The organism is Frankia sp. KB5 (genome assembly GCF_002099325.1).
GTDB classification, from domain to species: domain Bacteria; phylum Actinomycetota; class Actinomycetes; order Frankiales; family Frankiaceae; genus Frankia; species Frankia casuarinae.
The window spans coordinates 1-18990 of the sequence record NZ_MRUJ01000029.1 but is presented as its reverse complement, the minus strand read 5'-3'; the positions used below and the strand labels follow the sequence as shown (position 1 = coordinate 18990).

32 protein-coding genes are annotated in these 18990 nt (G+C 68.5%); all 32 read left to right on the top strand.

What is annotated here, in order from left to right; translation table 11 throughout:
- Positions 1-55 precede the first annotated feature (55 nt).
- The 32 genes from rpsJ to truA all read left to right on the top strand — a co-directional run bounded on the left by rpsJ (position 56) and on the right by truA (position 18925).
- The gene (gene rpsJ, locus KBI5_RS03525) at positions 56-364 is read left to right on the top strand and encodes a 30S ribosomal protein S10 (RefSeq protein WP_007514815.1); all 309 of its coding nucleotides are present in this window, start codon (positions 56-58) and stop codon (positions 362-364) included.
- A 17-nt stretch (positions 365-381) separates the two neighbouring features.
- Complete coding sequence (gene rplC / locus KBI5_RS03520) at positions 382-1089, top strand: 50S ribosomal protein L3 (protein WP_085014296.1); 708 nt, start codon at positions 382-384, stop codon at positions 1087-1089.
- Positions 1086-1823, top strand: coding sequence for a 50S ribosomal protein L4 (gene rplD / locus KBI5_RS03515; protein WP_085014295.1), 738 nt, complete (start codon positions 1086-1088; stop codon positions 1821-1823). Before rplC ends, rplD begins: the two co-directional genes overlap by 4 nt.
- Positions 1820-2116 (top strand): 50S ribosomal protein L23, encoded by a 297-nt coding sequence (gene rplW / locus KBI5_RS03510; protein ID WP_011435041.1) that lies wholly within the window; start codon positions 1820-1822, stop codon positions 2114-2116. The genes rplD and rplW overlap by 4 nt, the downstream gene beginning before the upstream one ends.
- 46 nt (positions 2117-2162) lie before the next feature.
- On the top strand, positions 2163-2996 hold the full coding sequence (gene rplB / locus KBI5_RS03505; protein ID WP_085014294.1) for a 50S ribosomal protein L2: 834 nt from the start codon (positions 2163-2165) through the stop codon (positions 2994-2996).
- Between the two features lie 93 nt (positions 2997-3089).
- A complete protein-coding gene (gene rpsS, locus KBI5_RS03500; protein WP_011435043.1) occupies positions 3090-3371 on the top strand; it encodes a 30S ribosomal protein S19 in 282 nt (93 codons plus the stop codon).
- Complete coding sequence (gene rplV / locus KBI5_RS03495; protein ID WP_011435044.1) at positions 3364-3789, top strand: 50S ribosomal protein L22; 426 nt, start codon at positions 3364-3366, stop codon at positions 3787-3789. Before rpsS ends, rplV begins: the two co-directional genes overlap by 8 nt.
- Positions 3789-4736 carry a 30S ribosomal protein S3 gene (rpsC, locus tag KBI5_RS03490; RefSeq protein WP_085014293.1) on the top strand — a complete coding sequence of 316 codons (948 nt, stop codon included), beginning with the start codon at positions 3789-3791 and terminating at the stop codon, positions 4734-4736. Before rplV ends, rpsC begins: the two co-directional genes overlap by 1 nt.
- A gap of 2 nt (positions 4737-4738) precedes the next feature.
- Positions 4739-5155 (top strand): 50S ribosomal protein L16, encoded by a 417-nt coding sequence (gene rplP, locus KBI5_RS03485; RefSeq protein WP_085014292.1) that lies wholly within the window; start codon positions 4739-4741, stop codon positions 5153-5155.
- On the top strand, positions 5155-5421 hold the full coding sequence (rpmC, locus tag KBI5_RS03480; protein ID WP_011435046.1) for a 50S ribosomal protein L29: 267 nt from the start codon (positions 5155-5157) through the stop codon (positions 5419-5421). Before rplP ends, rpmC begins: the two co-directional genes overlap by 1 nt.
- Before the next feature lie 5 nt (positions 5422-5426).
- The gene (rpsQ, locus tag KBI5_RS03475) at positions 5427-5735 is read left to right on the top strand and encodes a 30S ribosomal protein S17 (RefSeq protein WP_011435047.1); all 309 of its coding nucleotides are present in this window, start codon (positions 5427-5429) and stop codon (positions 5733-5735) included.
- A gap of 59 nt (positions 5736-5794) precedes the next feature.
- A complete protein-coding gene (gene rplN / locus KBI5_RS03470) occupies positions 5795-6163 on the top strand; it encodes a 50S ribosomal protein L14 (protein WP_009740518.1) in 369 nt (122 codons plus the stop codon).
- A 2-nt stretch (positions 6164-6165) separates the two neighbouring features.
- Positions 6166-6492, top strand: a complete 327-nt coding sequence (rplX, locus tag KBI5_RS03465; protein ID WP_116289835.1) for a 50S ribosomal protein L24 — start codon at positions 6166-6168, stop codon at positions 6490-6492.
- Positions 6493-6533: 41 nt separating this feature from the next.
- Entirely contained in the window at positions 6534-7133 is a 600-nt protein-coding gene (gene rplE, locus KBI5_RS03460) for a 50S ribosomal protein L5 (protein ID WP_011435049.1), read from the top strand.
- A 4-nt stretch (positions 7134-7137) separates the two neighbouring features.
- The gene (locus tag KBI5_RS03455) at positions 7138-7323 is read left to right on the top strand and encodes a type Z 30S ribosomal protein S14 (RefSeq protein ID WP_011435050.1); all 186 of its coding nucleotides are present in this window, start codon (positions 7138-7140) and stop codon (positions 7321-7323) included.
- 153 nt (positions 7324-7476) lie between these two features.
- On the top strand, positions 7477-7887 hold the full coding sequence (gene rpsH / locus KBI5_RS03450; RefSeq protein ID WP_011435051.1) for a 30S ribosomal protein S8: 411 nt from the start codon (positions 7477-7479) through the stop codon (positions 7885-7887).
- A gap of 12 nt (positions 7888-7899) precedes the next feature.
- Positions 7900-8436, top strand: a complete 537-nt coding sequence (gene rplF, locus KBI5_RS03445; protein ID WP_011435052.1) for a 50S ribosomal protein L6 — start codon at positions 7900-7902, stop codon at positions 8434-8436.
- A gap of 10 nt (positions 8437-8446) precedes the next feature.
- Positions 8447-8821 carry a 50S ribosomal protein L18 gene (rplR, locus tag KBI5_RS03440; RefSeq protein ID WP_085014291.1) on the top strand — a complete coding sequence of 125 codons (375 nt, stop codon included), beginning with the start codon at positions 8447-8449 and terminating at the stop codon, positions 8819-8821.
- A 71-nt stretch (positions 8822-8892) separates the two neighbouring features.
- Positions 8893-9501 carry a 30S ribosomal protein S5 gene (rpsE, locus tag KBI5_RS03435; RefSeq protein WP_085014290.1) on the top strand — a complete coding sequence of 203 codons (609 nt, stop codon included), beginning with the start codon at positions 8893-8895 and terminating at the stop codon, positions 9499-9501.
- Complete coding sequence (rpmD, locus tag KBI5_RS03430; RefSeq protein WP_011435055.1) at positions 9501-9686, top strand: 50S ribosomal protein L30; 186 nt, start codon at positions 9501-9503, stop codon at positions 9684-9686. The genes rpsE and rpmD overlap by 1 nt, the downstream gene beginning before the upstream one ends.
- A gap of 2 nt (positions 9687-9688) precedes the next feature.
- Positions 9689-10219 carry a 50S ribosomal protein L15 gene (gene rplO / locus KBI5_RS03425; protein WP_241882641.1) on the top strand — a complete coding sequence of 177 codons (531 nt, stop codon included), beginning with the start codon at positions 9689-9691 and terminating at the stop codon, positions 10217-10219.
- Positions 10220-10480: 261 nt separating this feature from the next.
- On the top strand, positions 10481-11773 hold the full coding sequence (gene secY, locus KBI5_RS03420; protein ID WP_085014289.1) for a preprotein translocase subunit SecY: 1293 nt from the start codon (positions 10481-10483) through the stop codon (positions 11771-11773).
- Positions 11773-12426: an adenylate kinase gene (locus tag KBI5_RS03415; RefSeq protein WP_085014288.1), complete on the top strand. Its 654-nt coding sequence runs from the start codon at positions 11773-11775 to the stop codon at positions 12424-12426. Before secY ends, KBI5_RS03415 begins: the two co-directional genes overlap by 1 nt.
- Positions 12427-12567: 141 nt before the next feature.
- Entirely contained in the window at positions 12568-13404 is an 837-nt protein-coding gene (map, locus tag KBI5_RS03410; protein WP_085014287.1) for a type I methionyl aminopeptidase, read from the top strand.
- 300 nt (positions 13405-13704) lie between these two features.
- On the top strand, positions 13705-13926 hold the full coding sequence (gene infA / locus KBI5_RS03405) for a translation initiation factor IF-1 (RefSeq protein ID WP_085014286.1): 222 nt from the start codon (positions 13705-13707) through the stop codon (positions 13924-13926).
- 79 nt (positions 13927-14005) lie between these two features.
- Positions 14006-14119, top strand: coding sequence for a 50S ribosomal protein L36 (gene rpmJ / locus KBI5_RS03400; RefSeq protein ID WP_003956441.1), 114 nt, complete (start codon positions 14006-14008; stop codon positions 14117-14119).
- Positions 14120-14319: 200 nt separating this feature from the next.
- Positions 14320-14700 carry a 30S ribosomal protein S13 gene (gene rpsM / locus KBI5_RS03395; RefSeq protein WP_011435060.1) on the top strand — a complete coding sequence of 127 codons (381 nt, stop codon included), beginning with the start codon at positions 14320-14322 and terminating at the stop codon, positions 14698-14700.
- 78 nt (positions 14701-14778) lie between these two features.
- Entirely contained in the window at positions 14779-15183 is a 405-nt protein-coding gene (rpsK, locus tag KBI5_RS03390; RefSeq protein ID WP_011435061.1) for a 30S ribosomal protein S11, read from the top strand.
- 95 nt (positions 15184-15278) lie between these two features.
- Positions 15279-15908 carry a 30S ribosomal protein S4 gene (gene rpsD / locus KBI5_RS03385; RefSeq protein ID WP_011435062.1) on the top strand — a complete coding sequence of 210 codons (630 nt, stop codon included), beginning with the start codon at positions 15279-15281 and terminating at the stop codon, positions 15906-15908.
- 175 nt (positions 15909-16083) lie between these two features.
- Complete coding sequence (locus KBI5_RS03380) at positions 16084-17133, top strand: DNA-directed RNA polymerase subunit alpha (RefSeq protein ID WP_085014285.1); 1050 nt, start codon at positions 16084-16086, stop codon at positions 17131-17133.
- A gap of 132 nt (positions 17134-17265) precedes the next feature.
- Positions 17266-17886 (top strand): 50S ribosomal protein L17, encoded by a 621-nt coding sequence (gene rplQ / locus KBI5_RS03375; protein ID WP_085014284.1) that lies wholly within the window; start codon positions 17266-17268, stop codon positions 17884-17886.
- A 208-nt stretch (positions 17887-18094) separates the two neighbouring features.
- Entirely contained in the window at positions 18095-18925 is an 831-nt protein-coding gene (gene truA, locus KBI5_RS03370; protein WP_035940875.1) for a tRNA pseudouridine(38-40) synthase TruA, read from the top strand.
- Positions 18926-18990: the final 65 nt, after the last annotated feature.

The following is an 18990-nucleotide window of genomic DNA, read 5'->3' as shown; positions in this document are numbered from 1 at the left end:
GTGACCCGGTAGCGATACCGGCCGGACGAGACAGACAGGACAGGCGAAGCCCACCATGGCGGCACAGAAGATCCGCATCCGGCTCAAGGCCTATGACCACGAGGTCATCGACAGCTCGGCGCGGAAGATCGTCGAGACGGTGACGCGGACGGGCGCGCAGGTCGCGGGACCGGTGCCGCTGCCGACGGAGAAGAACATCTACTGCGTCATCCGGTCGCCGCACAAGTACAAGGACAGCCGCGAGCACTTCGAGATGCGGACGCACAAGCGGCTGATCGACATTCTTGACCCGACGCCCAAGACGGTCGACTCGCTTATGCGCCTCGACCTGCCCGCCGGCGTCGATATCGAGATCAAGCTGTAAGAGGGGCCGGCGCAGTCATGCTCATCCGCAACTACAGAGGGCTCCTGGGCACCAAGCTCGGGATGACCCAGGTATGGGACGCGAACAACCGCGTCGTGCCGGTCACCGTCATCAAGGCCGGACCCAACGTCGTCACGCAGGTCAAGACGCCTGACTCGGACGGCTACTCGGCCGTTCAGCTCGGTTACGGCGAGGTCGACCCGCGTAAGATCAACAAACCCGCCCGCGRCCACTTCGCCACCAGCGGGGTGACGCCCCGGCGCCACCTCGTCGAGCTGCGGACCGCCGATGCCGGCAACTACCGGCCCGGCCAGGAGCTGACCGGCGAGGTGTTCTCCGCCGGGACCGTCGTTGACGTCACCGGCACCTCGAAGGGCAAGGGGTTCGCCGGTGTCATGAAGCGTCACGGGTTCAAGGGTCTGGGCGCGGGGCACGGCGTCGAGCGCAAGCACCGCTCGCCGGGGTCGGTCGGCGGCTGCGCCACGCCCGGTCGCGTGTTCAAGGGCCTGCGCATGGCCGGCCGGATGGGTCACGTGCGCACCACGACCTCGGGGCTGACGATCCACGCCGTCGACACCGAGCGTGGCTATCTGCTGGTCAGGGGTGCGGTGCCCGGCCCGGATGGTGGTCTGGTCCTCGTGCGCAGCGCGGCCAAGCGCCCGGCGCCCGAGGCCATCGCCCCGGCGGCCGAGCTGGCCGGTACCGGTGAGGAGGTCTCGGCATGAGCCGGGTGGCCACATCCGACCCGAGCGTCACCGCGCGCACCGTCGCGGTGCACGCGCCGAACGGGGGCGAAGGCGGCAGCGTCGAGCTGCCCGGTGGCGTGTTCGACGTGCCGCTCAACATCCCGCTGATCCACCAGGTCGTGGTGGCGCAGCTCGCGGCGGCCCGCCAGGGCACGCACGACACGAAGACCCGCGGCGAGGTCCGCGGCGGTGGCCGCAAGCCGTATCGGCAGAAGGGCACCGGCCGGGCCCGGCAGGGATCGCTGCGGGCTCCGCAGTTCACCGGCGGTGGCACCGTACACGGCCCCACACCGCGCAGATACGACCAGCGGACCCCGAAGAAGATGAAGGCCGCCGCGCTGCGCGGCGCGCTGTCCGACCGGGCCCRCAACAACCGGGTGCACGTGGTGTCCTCGCTGGTCTCCGGCGAGACGCCGTCGACGAAGAGCGCGGTCACCGCGCTGCGGACGATCGCCGACACCCGCCGGGTGCTGGTGGTGGCGAGCCGTTCGGACGAGCTGACCTGGAAGAGCCTGCGCAACGTCGCGGCGGTGCACCTGCTCGACCCGGGCCAGCTCAATACCTATGACGTGCTGGTGAGCGACGACGTGGTCTTCATCGAGGATGCGCTGGCCGCGTTCCTTGCTCGTGACACCCGTCCGGCAACCTCCACCGCCGGGACCGAGGCTGCCGCGGGCACCGAAGGTGTGGCCGGGGCGGAGGAGAACAAGTGATTCCCGACCCGCGTGACGTGATCCTGCGGCCGGTCGTCTCCGAGAAGAGCTACGGCCTGCTCGACGAGAACGTCTACACCTTCATCGTGCGTCCGGACGCGAACAAGACCCAGATCAAGCTCGCGGTCCAGCAGATCTTCAATGTGCGGGTCCTGCGGGTGAACACCATCAACCGGCAGGGCAAGCGCAAGCGGACCAAGCACGGCTGGGGACACCGGTCCGCCTCCAAGCGGGCCCTGGTGAGCCTGGCTCCCGGTGACACGATCGAGATCTTCGGAGGCCCCGGTGCCTGAGCGCGTGCGCTCCGCGGCGGCGGTGGGTCCAGGACGGTAGGAAGCCATGGGTATTCGTAGGTACAAGCCGACGACGCCGGGGCGTCGTGGTGCGAGCGTGGCCGACTTCGTCGAGATCACTCGTGACCACCCGGAGAAGTCGCTGGTCCGCCCGCTGCACTCCAAGGGCGGGCGCAACGTCCACGGCCGGATCACCACCCGGCACCAGGGCGGCGGGCACAAGCGGGCGTACCGGGTCATCGACTTCCGGCGGGACAAGGACGGGGTGCCGGCCAAGGTCGCGCACATCGAGTACGACCCCAACCGCACCGCCCGGATCGCGCTGCTGCACTACCTCGACGGCGAGAAGCGCTACATCCTCGCGCCGGTCAAGCTCAGGCAGGGCGACACGGTCAGTTCCGGCGTGGGCGCCGACATCAAGCCCGGCAACGCGCTGCCGCTGCGCAACATCCCGACCGGCACGGTGGTGCACGCCATCGAGCTGCGTCCCGGCGGTGGTGCGAAGATCGCCCGTAGCGCCGGCACGAGTGTGCAGCTCGTCGCGAAGGACGGCCCCTACGCTCAGCTGCGGATGCCCTCCGGTGAGATCCGCAACGTGGATGTGCGCTGCCGCGCGACGGTCGGCGAGGTCGGCAACGCGGAGCAGAGCAACATCAACTGGGGTAAGGCCGGCCGGATGCGCTGGAAGGGTCGCAGACCCACCGTGCGCGGTGTCGCGATGAACCCGGTCGACCACCCGCACGGTGGTGGTGAGGGTAAGACCTCCGGCGGTCGTCACCCCGTCAATCCCAAGGGCCGTCCGGAGGGGCGGACCCGGGCGACCCSCAAGTCGTCCGACGCGCTCATTGTGCGTCGTCGCAAGCAGAACAGGCGGCGGTAATGGTGATCTCCAGGCCCCGGGCCGCGTCGGCCACCAGCGCGCCGCCGACCAGCCGTACCCATCGGATCTGAGCAGGAAGGAGGAGACACAGCCATGCCACGCAGTCTGAAAAAGGGCCCGTTCGTCGACGACCACCTGCTCAAGAAGGTGGATCTGCAGAACTCCAAGGGCACCAAGCACGTCATCAAGACCTGGTCGCGCCGGTCGACCGTGATCCCCGACATGCTGGGGCACACGATCGCCGTGCACGACGGCCGCAAGCACGTCCCGGTCTTCATCACCGAGGGCATGGTCGGGCACAAGCTCGGCGAGTTCGCCCCGACCCGGACCTTCCGTGGCCACGTCAAGGAGGACCGGAGGTCACGCCGTGGCTGACGATCTCGTTGACGGCCTGACCCGGGCCGGTCTTCCCGGGGCGAAGGCCTCGGCCCGCTATGTCCGGGTCTCGCCGACGAAGGCCCGCCGGGTCGTCGACCTGGTGCGCGGGCGCTCGGTCGGCGAGGCGCTGGACATCCTCCGGTTCGCTCCGCAGGCGGCCAGCGAGGACGTGTACAAGGTTGTCGCCAGCGCTGCGGCGAACGCCGAGAACAACCACAGCCTCGATCCGGCCACCCTGTGGGTCGGCGAGGTCTACGTGGACGAGGGGCCGACGCTCAAGCGCATCCGGCCCCGAGCTCAGGGCCGGGCCTACCGGATCCGCAAGCGCACCAGCCACATCACCGTCGTGGTGGAGAGCCGGGAGCCGGTCTCCGCGGCCGGCCGGGGCGCGAAGACGACAAGGAGGGCCCGGTAGTGGGGCAGAAGGTCAACCCGCACGGGTTCCGGCTTGGCATCACCTCGGAGTTCACCTCCCGTTGGTACGCCGACAAGCAGTACAAGGCGTACGTCGGCGAGGACGTGAAGATCCGTAAGATGATGTCGCGGGGCATGGAGCGGGCCGGCATCAGCCGGGTCGACATCGAGCGGACCCAGGGGCGGCTGCGGGTGGACATCCACACCGCGCGCCCGGGCATCGTCATCGGTCGCCGTGGCGCCGAGGCCGACCGCATCCGTGGCGACCTGGAAAAGCTCACCGGCAAGCAGGTGCAGCTCAACATCCTCGAGGTGAAGAACCCCGAGGTCGACGCCCAACTCGTCGCCCAAGGGGTGGCCGAGCAGCTCTCCAGCCGGGTCAGCTTCCGCCGGGCGATGCGCAAGGCCATGCAGACCGCGATGAAGGGCGGCGCGAAGGGGATCCGGGTGCAGTGCTCGGGTCGTCTCGGCGGCGCCGAGATGAGCCGGTCGGAGTTCTACCGCGAGGGTCGGGTGCCGTTGCACACCCTTCGCGCGGACATCGACTACGGCTTCTATGAGGCTCGGACGAACTTCGGCCGCATCGGCGTGAAGGTCTGGATCTACAAGGGCGACATCGTCCAGAGCCGGGCCGAGCGTGAGGCGCAGGAGGCGCTGCAGCGCCAGACCCGCCGGGAGCGCCCGCGCCGCGGGCCGCGTTCCGGCTCGTCCGGCACGACCCAGGGCGGGACCGAAGCGGGCCGGGCGGCGGCCCGCGGCGAGCGCCGGGGCCGTGGTGGTGGCGGCGGGAACGCCCCGGCTGAGACTCCGGCGGGCGAGGYCGCGGCGACCGAGCCGACGGCACCCGTCGCGGAGCCCGCCACCGCGGCGGCGAGTGCGCCGGCCGAGGCGGCGAGTGCGCCGGCCGAGGCGGCCGTGGCGAACACTCCGGAGAAGGCGGAGGAATAGACATGCTGATTCCCCGGAAGGTCGCGCACCGCAAGCAGCACCACCCCGGGCGGACCGGTGCCGCCAAGGGCGGAACCCGGGTCACGTTCGGTGAGTACGGGATCCAGGCCTTGGAGTCGGCCTACGTGACGAACCGGCAGATCGAGTCGGCCCGTATCGCGATGACCCGGCACATCCGTCGTGGTGGAAAGGTCTGGATCAACATCTACCCGGACCGTCCGCTGACCAAGAAGCCGGCCGAGACCCGGATGGGTTCTGGTAAGGGCTCGCCCGAGTGGTGGGTCGCGAACGTCAAGCCGGGCCGGGTCCTGTTCGAGCTGTCCGGGRTCGCGGAGCCGGTGGCCCGCGAGGCGATGCGGCGGGCTATCCACAAGCTGCCGATGAAGTGCCGTTTCGTGGTCCGTGAAGGTGGTGCGTAATGGCTATCGCTACCGCGGACGAGCTGCGGAGCCTGTCGGGCGAGGAGCTCGTCGACAAGCTTCGGGAGGCCAAGGAGGAGCTGTTCAACCTCCGGTTCCAGGCGGCGACCGGGCAGCTGTCGAACAACCGCCGGCTGCAGGCCGTGCGGCGCGATATCGCCCGGATCTACACCGTCATGCGCGAACGGGAGYTGGGTATCACCGACGATCCGGCGGTGGCGGCCGGCGCGGCGGACGATGACGCGACGCAGTCGGAACGGGCGTGAGGACAGTGACAGACGAGACGGCCTCCCAGGAGGCTTCGCAGAGCACGGACGCGGCGGCTCCCGCCCGCGGATTCCGCAAGGTCCGCGAGGGCCTCGTGGTCAGCGACAAGATGACCAAGACCGTCGTGGTCGCGGTCGAGGACCGGGTGCAGCACCCGCTGTACGGCAAGACGATCCGTCGTACCAAGAAGGTCAAGGCGCACGACGAGAGCGGCACCACCGGTGTCGGCGACCGCGTCCTGCTGATGGAAACGCGGCCGTTGTCGGCGACCAAGCGGTGGCGGATCGTTCAGGTCTTGGAGAAGGCGAAGTAGTGAAGTAGTTCTGGCCCGGACGCCGGGGCCGGGCAGGACCGGGTGATCAGGAGCGGAAAGTGATTCAGCAGGAGTCGCGACTTCGGGTCGCCGACAACACCGGAGCGCGGGAGATTCTCTGCATCCGGGTGCTCGGCGGCTCTGGGCGTCGTTACGCGGGGATCGGCGACATCATCGTCGGCACGGTGAAGGACGCCCTGCCCGGCGCCGGCGTGAAGCGCGGCGACGTGGTCAAGGCGGTCGTGGTGCGTACCACCAAGGAGCGCCGGCGGCCGGACGGCTCCTACATCCGCTTCGACGAGAACGCGGCGGTGCTCATCCGGGACGGTGGTGACCCTCGGGGCACCCGCATCTTCGGGCCGGTCGGCCGGGAGCTGCGTGACAAGAAGTTCATGAAGATCATCTCGCTGGCGCCGGAGGTGCTGTGACCGTGGCCACTTTGAAGATCAAGAAAGGCGACACGGTCCAGATCATCACCGGCAAGGACCGTGGGCTCAAGGGTAAGGTCATCCGCGCCTATCCGGAGCAGAACAAGGTCCTCGTCGAGGGCGCGAACCGGATCACCCGGCACACCCGCGTCCAGCAGGGCACACGCGGCTCGCAGTCCGGGGGCATCATCACCCAGGAGGCGCCGATCCACGTGAGCAACGTGATGATCGTCGACCCGTCTGACGGGAAGCCGACCCGGATCGGTTACCGCATCAACGACGACGGCACCAAGGTGYGTGTCTCGCGGCGCACCGGTACCGAGCTGTAGGCCGAGCGAGCAGTCGAGCAGTTGGGAAACGAGATTAGACCATGACTGTGACCACCGAGGGCCGGACCATCGAAGGCCGGCCTATTGGCGCTCGCCCGGTCCCACGGCTCAAGCAGCGGTACCGCGACGAGATCGCCCCGGCGCTGCGGGAGCAGTTCTCCTACCGCAACGTCATGCAGATCCCCGGCGTCGTCAAGGTCGTCGTCAACATGGGGGTCGGAGACGCCGCCCGGGACGCGAAGCTGATCGATGGCGCTGTGCGGGATCTTGCGGCCATCACCGGCCAGAAGCCCGCGGTCCGGCGCGCGAAGAAGTCCATCGCCCAGTTCAAGCTGCGCGAAGGGATGCCGATCGGCGCCAAGGTGACGTTGCGTGGTGACCGGATGTGGGAGTTCCTCGACCGCCTCGTCACCATCGCGCTGCCGCGTATCCGTGACTTCCGCGGGCTGTCGCCGAAGCAGTTCGACGGTGCCGGCAACTACACCTTCGGGGTGACCGAGCAGTCGATCTTCCACGAGATCGACATCGACCGGATCGATCGGGTTCGGGGCATGGACATCACGGTCGTCACCACCGCGACCACCGACGACGAGGGCCGGGCGCTCCTGCGGGCGCTGGGCTTCCCCTTCCGGGAGAACTAGAGAGATGGCCAAGAAAGCACTGATCGAGAAGTCGAACCGTAAGCCGAAGTACGCGGTCCGGGGTTACACCCGATGCCAGCGCTGCGGCCGCTCCCGCTCGGTGTACCGGGGCTTCGGGCTCTGCCGGGTATGCCTGCGGCAGATGGCGCACCGCGGCGAGCTGCCCGGCGTCACCAAGAGCTCCTGGTAGGCCGGTACCGCGCCCCGGACCGGGGCCGGAACGGCGGCACCGGCAGCACGGTTCCACCGCACCACCACCGCACCTCCACCCGATCGCGGTAGGCCCGGCGRCCGAGGACGACCTCGGCACTGGCGGGAACCGCCGTGAGAAAGGCGTCAAGCCATGACGATGACCGATCCGATTGCGGACATGCTCACGCGTGTCCGTAACGCCAGCCGGGCGTACCACGACCGCGTGGTGATGCCCCACAGCAAGATCAAGACGCACATCGCCGAGATCCTCCAGCAGGAGGGATACATCTCCGGCTGGCACGTCGAGGACGCGACCTCGGCTGGCGGCGTCGGCCACACCCTGGTCATCGATCTGAAGTACGGCCCCAACCGGGAACGCTCGATCGCCGGGATCAAGCGCATCAGCAAGCCGGGTCTGCGGGTCTATGCCAAGGCGACGAACCTCCCGAAGGTCCTCGGGGGCCTGGGCGTCGCCATCATCTCCACCTCGTCGGGTTTGCTGACCGACAAGCAGGCGGGCAAGCGGGGCGTGGGCGGGGAAGTCCTCGCCTACATCTGGTAAGGAGGGCGAGCGATGTCACGGATCGGGCGCCTGCCCATTCCCGTCCCCAGCGGTGTCGATATCACCGTCGAGGGAGCCACCATCACCGTCAAGGGGCCCAAAGGGACCCTGAGCCACGTCGTGGCCGAGCCGATCGTGGTGAACACGGAGGACGGTCGGCTCCTCGTGACCCGGCCCGACGATGAGCGTCGCTCCCGGTCGCTGCACGGCCTGACTCGCACCCTGGTCTCCAACATGGTCACCGGCGTCACCGCCGGATACTCGAAGACCCTGGAGATCGTCGGCGTCGGTTACCGTGTCCAGGCCAAGGGCTCCGACCTGGAGTTCGCCCTCGGGTACAGCCACCCGGTGCCGGTCAAGGCCCCGGAGGGCATCCGCTTCGAGGTGCAGACCCCGACCCGCTTCGTGGTCCACGGGATCGACAAGCAGCTGGTCGGTGAGGTCTCCGCGAAGATCCGCGGGCTGCGCAAGCCTGACCCGTACAAGGGCAAGGGCGTGCGCTACCAGGGCGAGGTCGTCCGCCGCAAGGTCGGGAAGACCGGGAAGTAGGAGATAGATCATGGCAGTGAGCCTCGGCGCCAGCTCGCGTCGACGGACCGCGAAGCTCCGTCGGCACGTCCGGGTGCGCAAGAAGGTGGCGGGCACCCCGTCTCGCCCACGGCTCGTCGTCACCCGGTCCTCGCGGCACATCTACGCCCAGGTCATCGACGACGTCGCCGGCCACACGCTGGCGTCGGCGTCCACCCTGGACGTGTCGCTGCGCGGCGGCGAGGGGGACAAGACCGAGYAGGCCCGCAAGGTCGGCGCCCTGGTCGCCGAGCGCGCGAAGGCGGCCGGGATCGCCGCGGTCGTGTTTGACCGCGGCGGGCGGACCTACTCCGGCCGCATCGCCGCGCTCGCGGACGCGGCGCGGGGGAACGGGCTGGACTTCTGATGACTGCCCCCAGCCTTTACAGTCAGTCCAGCCTTTACCGCCAGTACAGCCAGAACAGGGAGATGTTGTAGATGCCAGGCCAGCAGCGCCGCGGCGGCGGCTCCGGCGGCTCGGACCGTCGGGAACGCCGGGACCGGTCGGGCAGCGGCCCGGCGCAGGAGAAGAACGCCTACGTCGAGCGGGTTGTCGCGATCAACCGCGTGGCGAAGGTTGTCAAGGGCGGACGCCGGTTCAGCTTCACGGCGCTCGTTGTGGTCGGTGACGCGGACGGGACCGTGGGCGTCGGCTATGGCAAGGCCAAGGAGGTTCCGGCCGCCATCGCCAAGGGCGTCGAAKAAGCCAAGAAGCACTTCTTCAAGGTGCCCCGGATCGGTTCGACGATTCCGCACCCGGTGCAGGGCGAGGAGGCGGCCGGCGTCGTGCTGCTCAAGCCCGCCTCGCCCGGTACCGGGGTCATCGCCGGTGGTCCGGTCCGTGCCGTGCTGGAGTGCGCCGGTGTGYACGACGTGCTCTCGAAGTCGCTCGGCTCATCGAATCCGATCAACATCGTGCACGCGACGGTCGCCGCTCTGCGTGGCCTGATGCGTCCCGAGGAGATTGCCGCCCGTCGCGGCCTGCCGCTGGAGGATGTCGCTCCGCCGGCCATGCTGCGCGCCCGTGCGGCGGGAGCCAGCGTCTGATGGCCAAGCTGCGCATCACGCAGATCCGGTCGGGGATCGGTGGTACCTCGAACCAGCGGGCCACGCTGCGTACCCTTGGTCTGCGGAAGATCAACGCGACGACCGTCCGTGATGATCGTCCCGAGATTCGCGGGATGATTAGAACTGTGACCCATCTTGTCCGGGTCGAGGAGGTGGACTCCTAGCCATGGCCGAACTGACGAAGACCGACGCCGGTGACGACACCGGCGCCACCGGCGTGGGCACCGAGGCCGGCTCGGCGCCGGTCGTCCGTGGCCGCGGTCTGAAGGTGCACCACCTCCGGCCAGCCCCCGGCGCCCATAAGTCCAAGATCCGCGTCGGTCGCGGTGAGGGTTCCAAGGGCAAGACCGCCGGACGGGGCACCAAGGGCTCGAAGGCCCGCAAGCAGGTGCCCGCCCGGTTCGAGGGTGGCCAGATGCCCCTGCACATGCGCCTGCCCAAGCTGAAGGGCTTCCGCAACCGGTTCCGCGTCGAGTACCAGGTCGTGAACGTCGCCACCCTCGCGGAACTGTTCCCGCAGGGTGGTGAGGTCACCAAGGCCGACCTCGCGGCCAGGGGCGCGGTGCGGGRCAAGTCGCCGGTGAAGGTGCTGGGCAACRGTGACATCAACGTCGCGCTGCACGTGAGCGCGGACGCGTTTTCGGCCTCCGCGAAGGAGAAGATCGCCGCTGCCGGCGGGAGCGTCACACAGAGCTGAGAGCATGGGTGGGGGTGTGGGCCATGTCACCCCGCTCCCACCCCGGCCCCGCCCGTCCGGACCCCTCGCCAGACGGCCGTGCGCCTCGGCGTCAGCCGTCTCTTGCCGTCCACCATCGCTTACCCATGGTGATGTCGGGACGAGTGGGCCGGGTGTCCTGTTACAGTCGCCTAACCGACCTCGGCGACCGGCCGGGGGAGGCGATCCGCACCGGGCAGGATGTCCACTTCCCGTCGGTCCRCAATCCCAGCAGGAGGAGCCGTGCTCACCGCCTTCACGCGGGCATTCCGCACGCCTGACCTGCGCAAGAAGCTGCTGTTCACCGTCGGTATCGTGATGCTGTTCCGGTTCGGCAGCGTCATGCCGTCGCCGGGTGTCTCGACGTCCGCAGTGAACACCTGCCTGGACTCGGCGAGTGCCGACAGCAGCAACGTCTACTCGCTGATCAACCTGTTCAGTGGTGGGGCTCTGCTGCAGCTGTCCATCTTCGCGCTTGGCATCATGCCGTACATCACATCGAGTATCATCATTCAGTTGCTCGTTGTGGTGATCCCTCGGCTGGAGCAGCTGAAGAAGGAGGGCAGCTCGGGCGAGCAGAAGCTTACGCAGTACACCCGGTACCTGACGATCGCCCTCGGTCTTCTGCAGGCCACCGGCATCGTGGCGCTGGCCCGCAGCGGCCGGCTGTTCCCCAGCTGTTCRGCCGCCATCATCCCGGACACGAGCCTGTTCCGGATCGCGACGATTGTCATCACGATGACGGCGGGTACCTCGGTCATCATGTGGATGGGTGAGTTGATCACCACCCGGGGGGTCGGTAACGGCATGTCGCTGCTGATCTTCACCTCGATCGCGGCAAGGCTTCCCTCCGAGGGCGGACGCATCCTCCAGGTCGCCGGCGGTGTGGTGTTTAGCCTGGTGCTCCTGCTCGGTCTCGCGATCGTCRTGTTCGTCGTGTTCGTCGAGCAGTCTCAGCGTCGCATCCCGGTCCAGTACGCCAAACGCCTGATCGGGCGGCGGATGTACGGCGGGACGTCGACCTACCTGCCGATCAAGGTCAACCAGGCTGGGATCATCCCCGTCATCTTCGCGTCCTCGCTGCTGCAGCTCCCTCAACTCGCCGGGCAGGTATGGAGCAACCGGAGCTTCCAGGACTTCGAGCAAAGATATCTCTCCAGGGGAGACCATCCACTCTATCTGGTGACATACTTCGCACTCATCATCTTCTTCACCTATTTTTATGTTGCGATCACCTTCAACCCAACGGAGGTCGCGGACAACATGAAGAAGTATGGTGGGTTCATCCCCGGGATCAGGCCGGGGAACCCGACGGCGGAGTACCTCAAACATGTACTCGACCGGATCACGCTCCCGGGATCGCTGTTCCTTGGCGTGATCACGGTCCTTCCGTTGGCACTGTTGAACCTGACCAAGGACCAGCCGTTCCCCTTCGCGGGCACGTCGGTCCTGATCATGGTGGGGGTTGGGCTGGAAACCGTGAAGCAGATCGAAAGCCAGCTCATGCTCCGCAATTACGAAGGTTTCCTCCGGTAGTGCGCCTCGTACTGGTCGGGCCGCCCGGTGCCGGAAAGGGCACCCAGGCCGCGTTCATTGCCCAGGCGCGGTCGATCCCTAAGATCTCCACCGGGGACATCTTCCGGGCGAACGTGCGACAGGGAACCGAACTGGGCGTCAAGGCCAAGACCTTCATGGATGCCGGTGATCTCGTACCGGACGAGATCACCATCGGTATGGTCCGCAACCGCTTGGCCGAGGACGACGCGGTCAAGGGATTCCTGCTCGATGGTTTTCCTCGTAACGTCCCGCAGGCCGAGGTGCTCGGGCAGATGCTCGATGGCATGGGGACCCGTCTGGACGTGGTGCTCGAGCTCGTCGTCGACGACGACGAGGTGGTGCGCCGGCTGTCCGGTCGGCGCACCTGTCGGAACTGCGGTCACATCTGGYACATCGACTTCGACCCGCCGTCGGTCGAAGGCGTCTGTGACCGGTGTGGTGGCGAGCTGTTCCAGCGCGACGACGATCGGTCGGAGACGGTCCGCCATCGGCTCGAGGTCTACGCGGACCAGACGGCGCCGCTGGTGGCCTACTACGCCGAAAAGGGCATCCTGATCGGTATCGACGCCACCGGACCGGTGGATAACGTCACCGACCGCGCGCTCGACGCCCTGCGGCACTACGGCGACTGAACCCGTCGGCCTGGTCCGGGCGCGGACCAGGCCGAACGTGACTCCCGTGCTTTTCGCGGAAGATCGTTGGAGCACGTCCTGCGGGGTCGGCGGCTAGCATCGGAAACGGACACAACACGAACACGGACCRGGGCGACGAGCGTGGCGCGACKAGAGCACGTCCAGATCAAGACGGCGGCAGAGATTGCCAAGATGCGGGTTGCTGGCCTGCTCGTCGCGAAGACGCTGGCGCGGCTGCGTGACGCGGTCGTCCCCGGGGTCACCACGGCCGAGCTGGACGCCCTTGCCGAGAAGACGATCCGGGACGACGGCGGTATCCCGTCCTTCAAGGGCTATGCCCAGCCGCCGTATCCGGCCTCGATCTGCAGCTCGGTCAACAACGAGGTAGTGCACGCCATCCCCACCCGCAAGCGGGTGCTGCGCGAGGGCGATATCATCTCGATCGACTGCGGGGCGATCGTGGACGGCTGGCACGGGGACGCCGCGATCACCGTGCCGGTCGGTGAGGTCGCCCCGGAGGTTCTCGCGATGATCGACACGTGCGAGGGCGCGCTGTGGGCGGGCCTCGCCGCAGCCCAGCTCGGCGGAAAGCTCACCGACATCAGCGCCGCCGTCGAGCGGCATGTCCGTCCACATGGCTACGGGATCGTCGACCACTACGGCGGCCACGGCATCGGCAGCGAGATGCACCAGCCCCCCCACGTGCTCAACCACGGCCGGCCTGGCCGTGGCATCCGGCTGATCGAGGGCCTTGCGCTGGCCATCGAGCCTATGATCACTATGGGGTCGCCGGACACGGCCGTGCTCCCCGACGACTGGACCGTCGTGACCCGCGACGGCAGCCTCGCCGCCCACACCGAGCACTCGGTGGCAATCACTCCCCGTGGGCCGTGGGTGCTAACGGCGCCGGACGGCGGAGCGGCGAAACTCGCCGAGCTCGGGGTCGTCTGCGGGCAGCCGGCTGACGCCCCGTCCTGAACCGGCTGAACCGGCTGAGGTCGCGTCGGTCGCGTCGGCCCTTGACGGGGGTCGTGTTGACCCTTGACGGGGGTCGCAGCGTACACTCTTTAGCTGGCGGTCTTCTCACGCCGGTGTRCTCCACCGTGTCGATAGCAGTCCTGTCCATGGCAGTTGCGGTCGGTGGCAGTGTGGTTGGTGGGTTCGGGCTCCTCTCGGGGTAGTTCAAGCCTCTGACCTGGGCTTTTCCGGACATTTCGGGGGGCCGACCGGTCGCGGCCGAGCCGCCGTCCCATAGTCGACGTCAGGACAGCGGAGGACATGCCGAAGAAGGACGGGGCCATCGAGATCGAAGGCCGTGTGGTGGAGCCRCTCCCGAACGCGATGTTCCGGGTGGAGCTCCAGAACGGTCATCGTGTTCTCGCCCACATCAGCGGGAAGATGCGCCAGCACTACATCCGGATCCTGCCGGAGGACCGCGTCGTGGTCGAGCTCTCGCCCTACGACCTGTCCCGCGRCCGCATCGTCTACCGCTACAAGTAGTCGATCTTTTCTCACTCGCCCGTAGCTCCACTCAATCGCCACGCGCGGCCCGCGGCTGCGCAGGAGGTCCGCAACAGCCGTGAAGGTCAAGCCCAGCGTCAAGAAGATCTGCGACAAGTGCAAGGTGATCCGTCGCCACGGGCGAGTCATGGTCATCTGCGACAACCTTCGTCACAAGCAGCGTCAGGGCTGATGTCCTGACGGGTGCGCCTCATCCCGGCGGGTGGCACAGCACGTGCCGCCCGCCGAGATGYGGCCCACCGCATCCAAGCGATGCCAGGCGTCCTCTTCGGGACGACCCACCCCCGGTCGGAGGCCGGGGCCCGCCCGGCCCGGCGCCGGCCGGGACGGCATCGCCCGAGACCTCCGGCCGCAGGAAGGAAACATCCGTTCATGGCACGCCTCTCCGGCGTCGACCTTCCCCGCGAGAAGCGGGTTGAGATCGCTCTGACCTACATCTTCGGAATCGGCCGCAGCCGCTCCCGAGACACCCTCGCCGCCACCGCGGTCAACCCGGACACGCGTGTTCGTGATCTGAGCGAGGAAGAGATCGTCAGGCTGCGCGACTGGATCGACGCGAACTACCGGGTCGAGGGTGACCTCAACCGGGAGATCAAGCAGGACATCCGCCGCAAGATGGAGATCGGGTGCTACCAGGGGCTCCGTCACCGGCGTAACCTGCCCGTCCACGGCCAGCGCACGCACACCAACGCGCGCACCCGCAAGGGCCCGCGCCGCGCCATCGCCGGCAAGAAGAAGGCTGGCAAGAAGTAGTCAGGGTCCCCGGCRGACCGTTCGGGTCCGCCGCCGACCACTGATCGACGACCTCGTACACGGAGACCACACGCGAATATGCCTCCCAAGACGCGCGCAGCCGGCGCCAAGAAGGTCCGGCGCAAGGAAAAGAAGAACGTCGCCCACGGACACGCTCACATCAAGAGCACGTTCAACAACACGATCGTCTCCATCACCGACCCGTCCGGGAACGTGATCTCCTGGGCTTCGGCGGGTCATGTCGGCTTCAAGGGCTCCCGCAAGTCCACGCCCTTCGCCGCCCAGATGGCGGCCGAGAACGCGGCCCGCAAGGCGCAGGAGCACGGGATGCGCAAGGTCGACGTCTTCGTGAAGGGCCCGGGTTCCGGCCGGGAGACCGCGATCCGTTCCCTGCAGGCCGCGGGGCTCGAGGTCGGTGCGATCCAGGACGTCACCCCGACCCCGCACAACGGTTGCCGCCCGCCCAAGCGGCGCAGGGTGTGACCATGCGGCGAGGCGGCCGTGGCCGGGGCTCCACGCCGGCCGGTGTCGTGGCGTCGTGTTCGAGTTCGCGCCAGGAAACGAGAGAGAAGGATTAGATGGCCCGTTACACCGGCGCGGACTGCAAGCGTTGCCGCCGCGAGAAGACCAAGCTGTTCCTCAAGGGCAGCAAGTGCGACACCCCGAAGTGCCCGATCGAGATCCGGCCCTACCCGCCGGGCGAGCACGGCCGTGGCCGCACCAAGGACTCCGAGTACCTGCTGCAGAAGCGCGAGAAGCAGAAGTGCGCCCGGATCTACGGCGTGCTGGAGAAGCAGTTCCGGGGCTACTACGACGAGGCGAATCGCCGGGCCGGCAAGACCGGTGACGAGCTGCTGAAGATCCTTGAGTCGCGGCTCGACAACGTCGTGTACCGGGGTGGCTTCGCACCCTCGCGGGACGCCGCCCGTCAGGCTGTCCGGCACGGCCACGTCCAGGTGAACGGCCGCAAGGTCGACATCCCCAGCTATCGGATCAGCGAGAACGACATCGTCGAGATCGCGCCGAAGGCCCGGGAGCTCACCCCGTTCATCGTGGCCCGGGAGACCGCGGGTCAGGGTCGGGCCGTTCCAGCCTGGCTGGAGGTGATCCCGAGCCAGCTGCGGATCCTGGTGCACTCRCTGCCGGCGCGGCAGGTGATCGATACCCAGGTGCAGGAACAGCTGATCGTCGAGCTTTACTCCAAGTAAAATCTACCGGCGTCGTCCCCGCAGCCAGGGGCGGAGCACACTGGAGTCCGGGCGGGCCTCCGCCCGGACACCACCCGTGGGTGGAATGGACCGATGTTCCGCCCACCGGCTCCCGTCAGGGGGCCCGCACCACACGGCGTCATATGGCGGTCGCCGTGGTCGGAAGGACGTTCTCATGCTGATCGCTCAGCGTCCCACCCTCATCGAAGACCCGATCTCCGAGTTCCGTTCACGCTTCGTGATCGAGCCGCTGGAGCCGGGCTTCGGCTACACCCTCGGTAACTCGTTGYGCCGGACCCTGCTGTCCTCCATCCCAGGTGCCTCGGTCACCAGCATCCGCATCGACGGCGTGCTGCACGAGTTCTCCACCGTGCCCGGCGTCAAGGAGGACGTGACCGACCTGATCCTGAACCTCAAGGAACTGGTCGTCAGCTCCGACAACGACGAGCCGACCGTGATGTACCTGCGCAAGCAGGGCCCCGGCGAGGTCACGGCGGCGGACATCGCCCCGCCGGCGGGCGTCGAGGTGCACAACCCCGAGTTGCGGCTCGCCACTCTGAACGACAAGGGCAAGCTTGAGATCGAGCTGACCGTCGAGCGGGGGCGCGGGTATGTCAGCGCGGCCCAGAACAAGCAGGCCGGCCAGGAGATCGGGCGGATCCCGATCGACTCGATCTACTCGCCGGTGCTGAAGGTGACCTACAAGGTCGAGGCGACCCGCGTCGAGCAGCGGACCGACTTCGACCGGCTCATCGTTGACGTCGAGACCAAGCCGTCGATCTCCCCGCGAGATGCGATGGCCAGCGCCGGCAAGACCCTGGTCGGCCTGTTCGGGCTGGCTCAGGAGCTCAACGCCGAGGCGGAGGGCGTCGACATCGGCCCGTCCGCCGCGGACGCGGCGCTGGCGGCCGACCTTGCGCTGCCCATCGAGGAGATGGACCTGACCGTCCGCTCCTACAACTGCCTCAAGCGCGAGGGCATCCACACGATCGGCGAGCTGGTCTCCCGTAGCGAGGCCGACCTGCTCGACATCCGTAACTTCGGGCAGAAGTCGATCGATGAGGTCAAGACGAAGCTGGGCGCGATGGGCCTGCAGCTCAAGGACTCCCCGCCCGGGTTCGACCCGCGCCAGGCGGTGGACACCTACGGCACCGACGCGTACAGCCCGTCGTTCTCCGACCCGTCCGACGACGGCGCGGAGTTCATCGAGACCGAGCAGTACTGATCTCCACGAGGGCCTCCGCTTCCGGCGGGGGCCCTCGGCGACCCTCCGGTGGCGAGAGCCGCGTCCTTCGGGCGGGCAGCCTGGCTAGGCCGGTGACCAGCAGGACAGTGAAAGGAACGAGGAGCACTCATCATGCCCACGCCAACCAAGGGCGCCCGGCTCGGCGGCAGCCCCGCACATGAGCGGCTGCTGCTGGCCAACCTCGCCACCGCGCTGTTCGAGCACGGCGGCATCACCACCACCGAGGCGAAGGCCAAGCGGCTGCGTCCGTACGCCGAGCGTTTGGTGACCTWCGCCAAGCGGGGGGACCTGCACGCCCGCCGGCGTGTCATGCGCCAGGTACGCGACAACTCGGTCGTGCACACCCTGTTCACCGAGATCGGTCCGCGCTACGCGAACCGGAACGGTGGCTACACCCGGATCGTCAAGATCGGCAACCGGAAGGGTGACAACGCCCCGCTGGCCCGGATCGAGCTGGTCGAGGCGCTGACCGTCGGCCAGCAGGCCGTCAGTGAGGCCGAGCGGGCGCGGGGCACCCGTTTCGAGGCTCGTCGCAAGCCCACCGGTGCCACCGTGGAGGCTGCGGAGGAGCTGGCCCAGGAGTCGCCAACCGCGGCTGCTGTGGCAGTCGAGGCCGCGGAGCCGGCGGAGACCCCCGCCGAAGGGGCCGCCGGCAAGCCGACGACCGCGCAGACGGACGACTCCGGCATCGGGGACGACTCCGGCGCCGGGGAGCAGAACTCCGCAAACTGAGATCCGGGCCGAAGGCCGAAATCTTTGGCCGAATCTCGCGTCCTGGAGTAGATCCGCGCAGGCCCGCCGCCCATCATGGGCGGCGGGCTTTCGTTTTAGTGCCGCCGCACCGCCGCGTCGTCGCTTGCACGGGGGAGAGGCAGATGTCCGATCCGGGAGTTTCCGCGGGACGTCGTCCCGCGGGTCGCGAGGCGGCTGCCCGCCGGTGATGATGATGACCGACGGGCTGGTTCGGCTGCGGCTGGACCTCTCTTATGACGGGACGCCGTTCGCGGGATGGGCCCGCCAGCCCGGCCAACGCACCGTGCAGGGCGATGTGGAGGACGCCCTCATGCGGGTGGCGCGGTTGCCGGCGGTACGGCTCACCGTCGCCGGACGGACCGATTCGGGTGTCCACGCCGTCGGTCAGGTAGCGCACGTTGATCTCCCGGACGACGTGCCGCTCGGCGGCCTCGCGCGGCGGCTGAACGGTGTCCTGGACCGGGCCGTGCGGATCATCGGGCTCGCCCCGGCACCGCCCGGCTTCGACGCCAGATTCTCCGCGCTCTCCCGCCGCTACGTCTATCGGATCACCGACGCTCCGTATGGAGCCGAACCCCTGCGGCGCTTCGACACCCTGGCCTGGCCTCGTCCGCTCGACGTGCCCGCGATGGCGGCGGCGGCGCTGTTCCTGGTCGGCGAGCATGACTTCGCCGCGTTCTGCCGGCGCCGGGAAGGCGCGACGACCGTCCGTACGCTGCTGCGCCTCGATGTGCTCCGCCGGCCTGAGGGGGTCGTCGTGGCCGACGTCGAGGCCGACGCCTTCTGCCACTCCATGGTCCGGGCGCTGGTCGGCGCCCTGCTCGCCGTCGGGGAGGGCCGCAAGCCGCCCCAATGGCCCGCGGCGGTGCTGCACCGAGGTGTCCGGGACCCCGCCGTCACCGTGGCGCCGGCACACGGCCTGACGCTGGTGGACGTGCGTTACCCGCCCGATCCTGAGCTGGCCGCCCGGGCCGAGGTCACCCGGGCCGTCCGGATTCCCCCCACGCCGTCCGGTTGAGGGGGCCCCGGTCGCCGGTGAGTCAGTGGTCGCCGGTGAGTCAGTGGTCGCCGGTGAGTCAGTGG

Coding starts and splice junctions, on each gene's coding strand:
- rpsJ (WP_007514815.1), top strand. CDS start 56: ATGGCGGCACAGAAGATCCGCATCCGGCTCAAGGCCTATGACCACGAG.
- rpsS (WP_011435043.1), top strand. CDS start 3,090: ATGCCACGCAGTCTGAAAAAGGGCCCGTTCGTCGACGACCACCTGCTC.
- rplE (WP_011435049.1), top strand. CDS start 6,534: ATGACTGTGACCACCGAGGGCCGGACCATCGAAGGCCGGCCTATTGGC.
- KBI5_RS03455 (WP_011435050.1), top strand. CDS start 7,138: ATGGCCAAGAAAGCACTGATCGAGAAGTCGAACCGTAAGCCGAAGTAC.
- rpsH (WP_011435051.1), top strand. CDS start 7,477: ATGACGATGACCGATCCGATTGCGGACATGCTCACGCGTGTCCGTAAC.
- rplF (WP_011435052.1), top strand. CDS start 7,900: ATGTCACGGATCGGGCGCCTGCCCATTCCCGTCCCCAGCGGTGTCGAT.
- rpmD (WP_011435055.1), top strand. CDS start 9,501: ATGGCCAAGCTGCGCATCACGCAGATCCGGTCGGGGATCGGTGGTACC.
- rpsM (WP_011435060.1), top strand. CDS start 14,320: ATGGCACGCCTCTCCGGCGTCGACCTTCCCCGCGAGAAGCGGGTTGAG.
- rpsK (WP_011435061.1), top strand. CDS start 14,779: ATGCCTCCCAAGACGCGCGCAGCCGGCGCCAAGAAGGTCCGGCGCAAG.
- truA (WP_035940875.1), top strand. CDS start 18,095: ATGATGATGACCGACGGGCTGGTTCGGCTGCGGCTGGACCTCTCTTAT.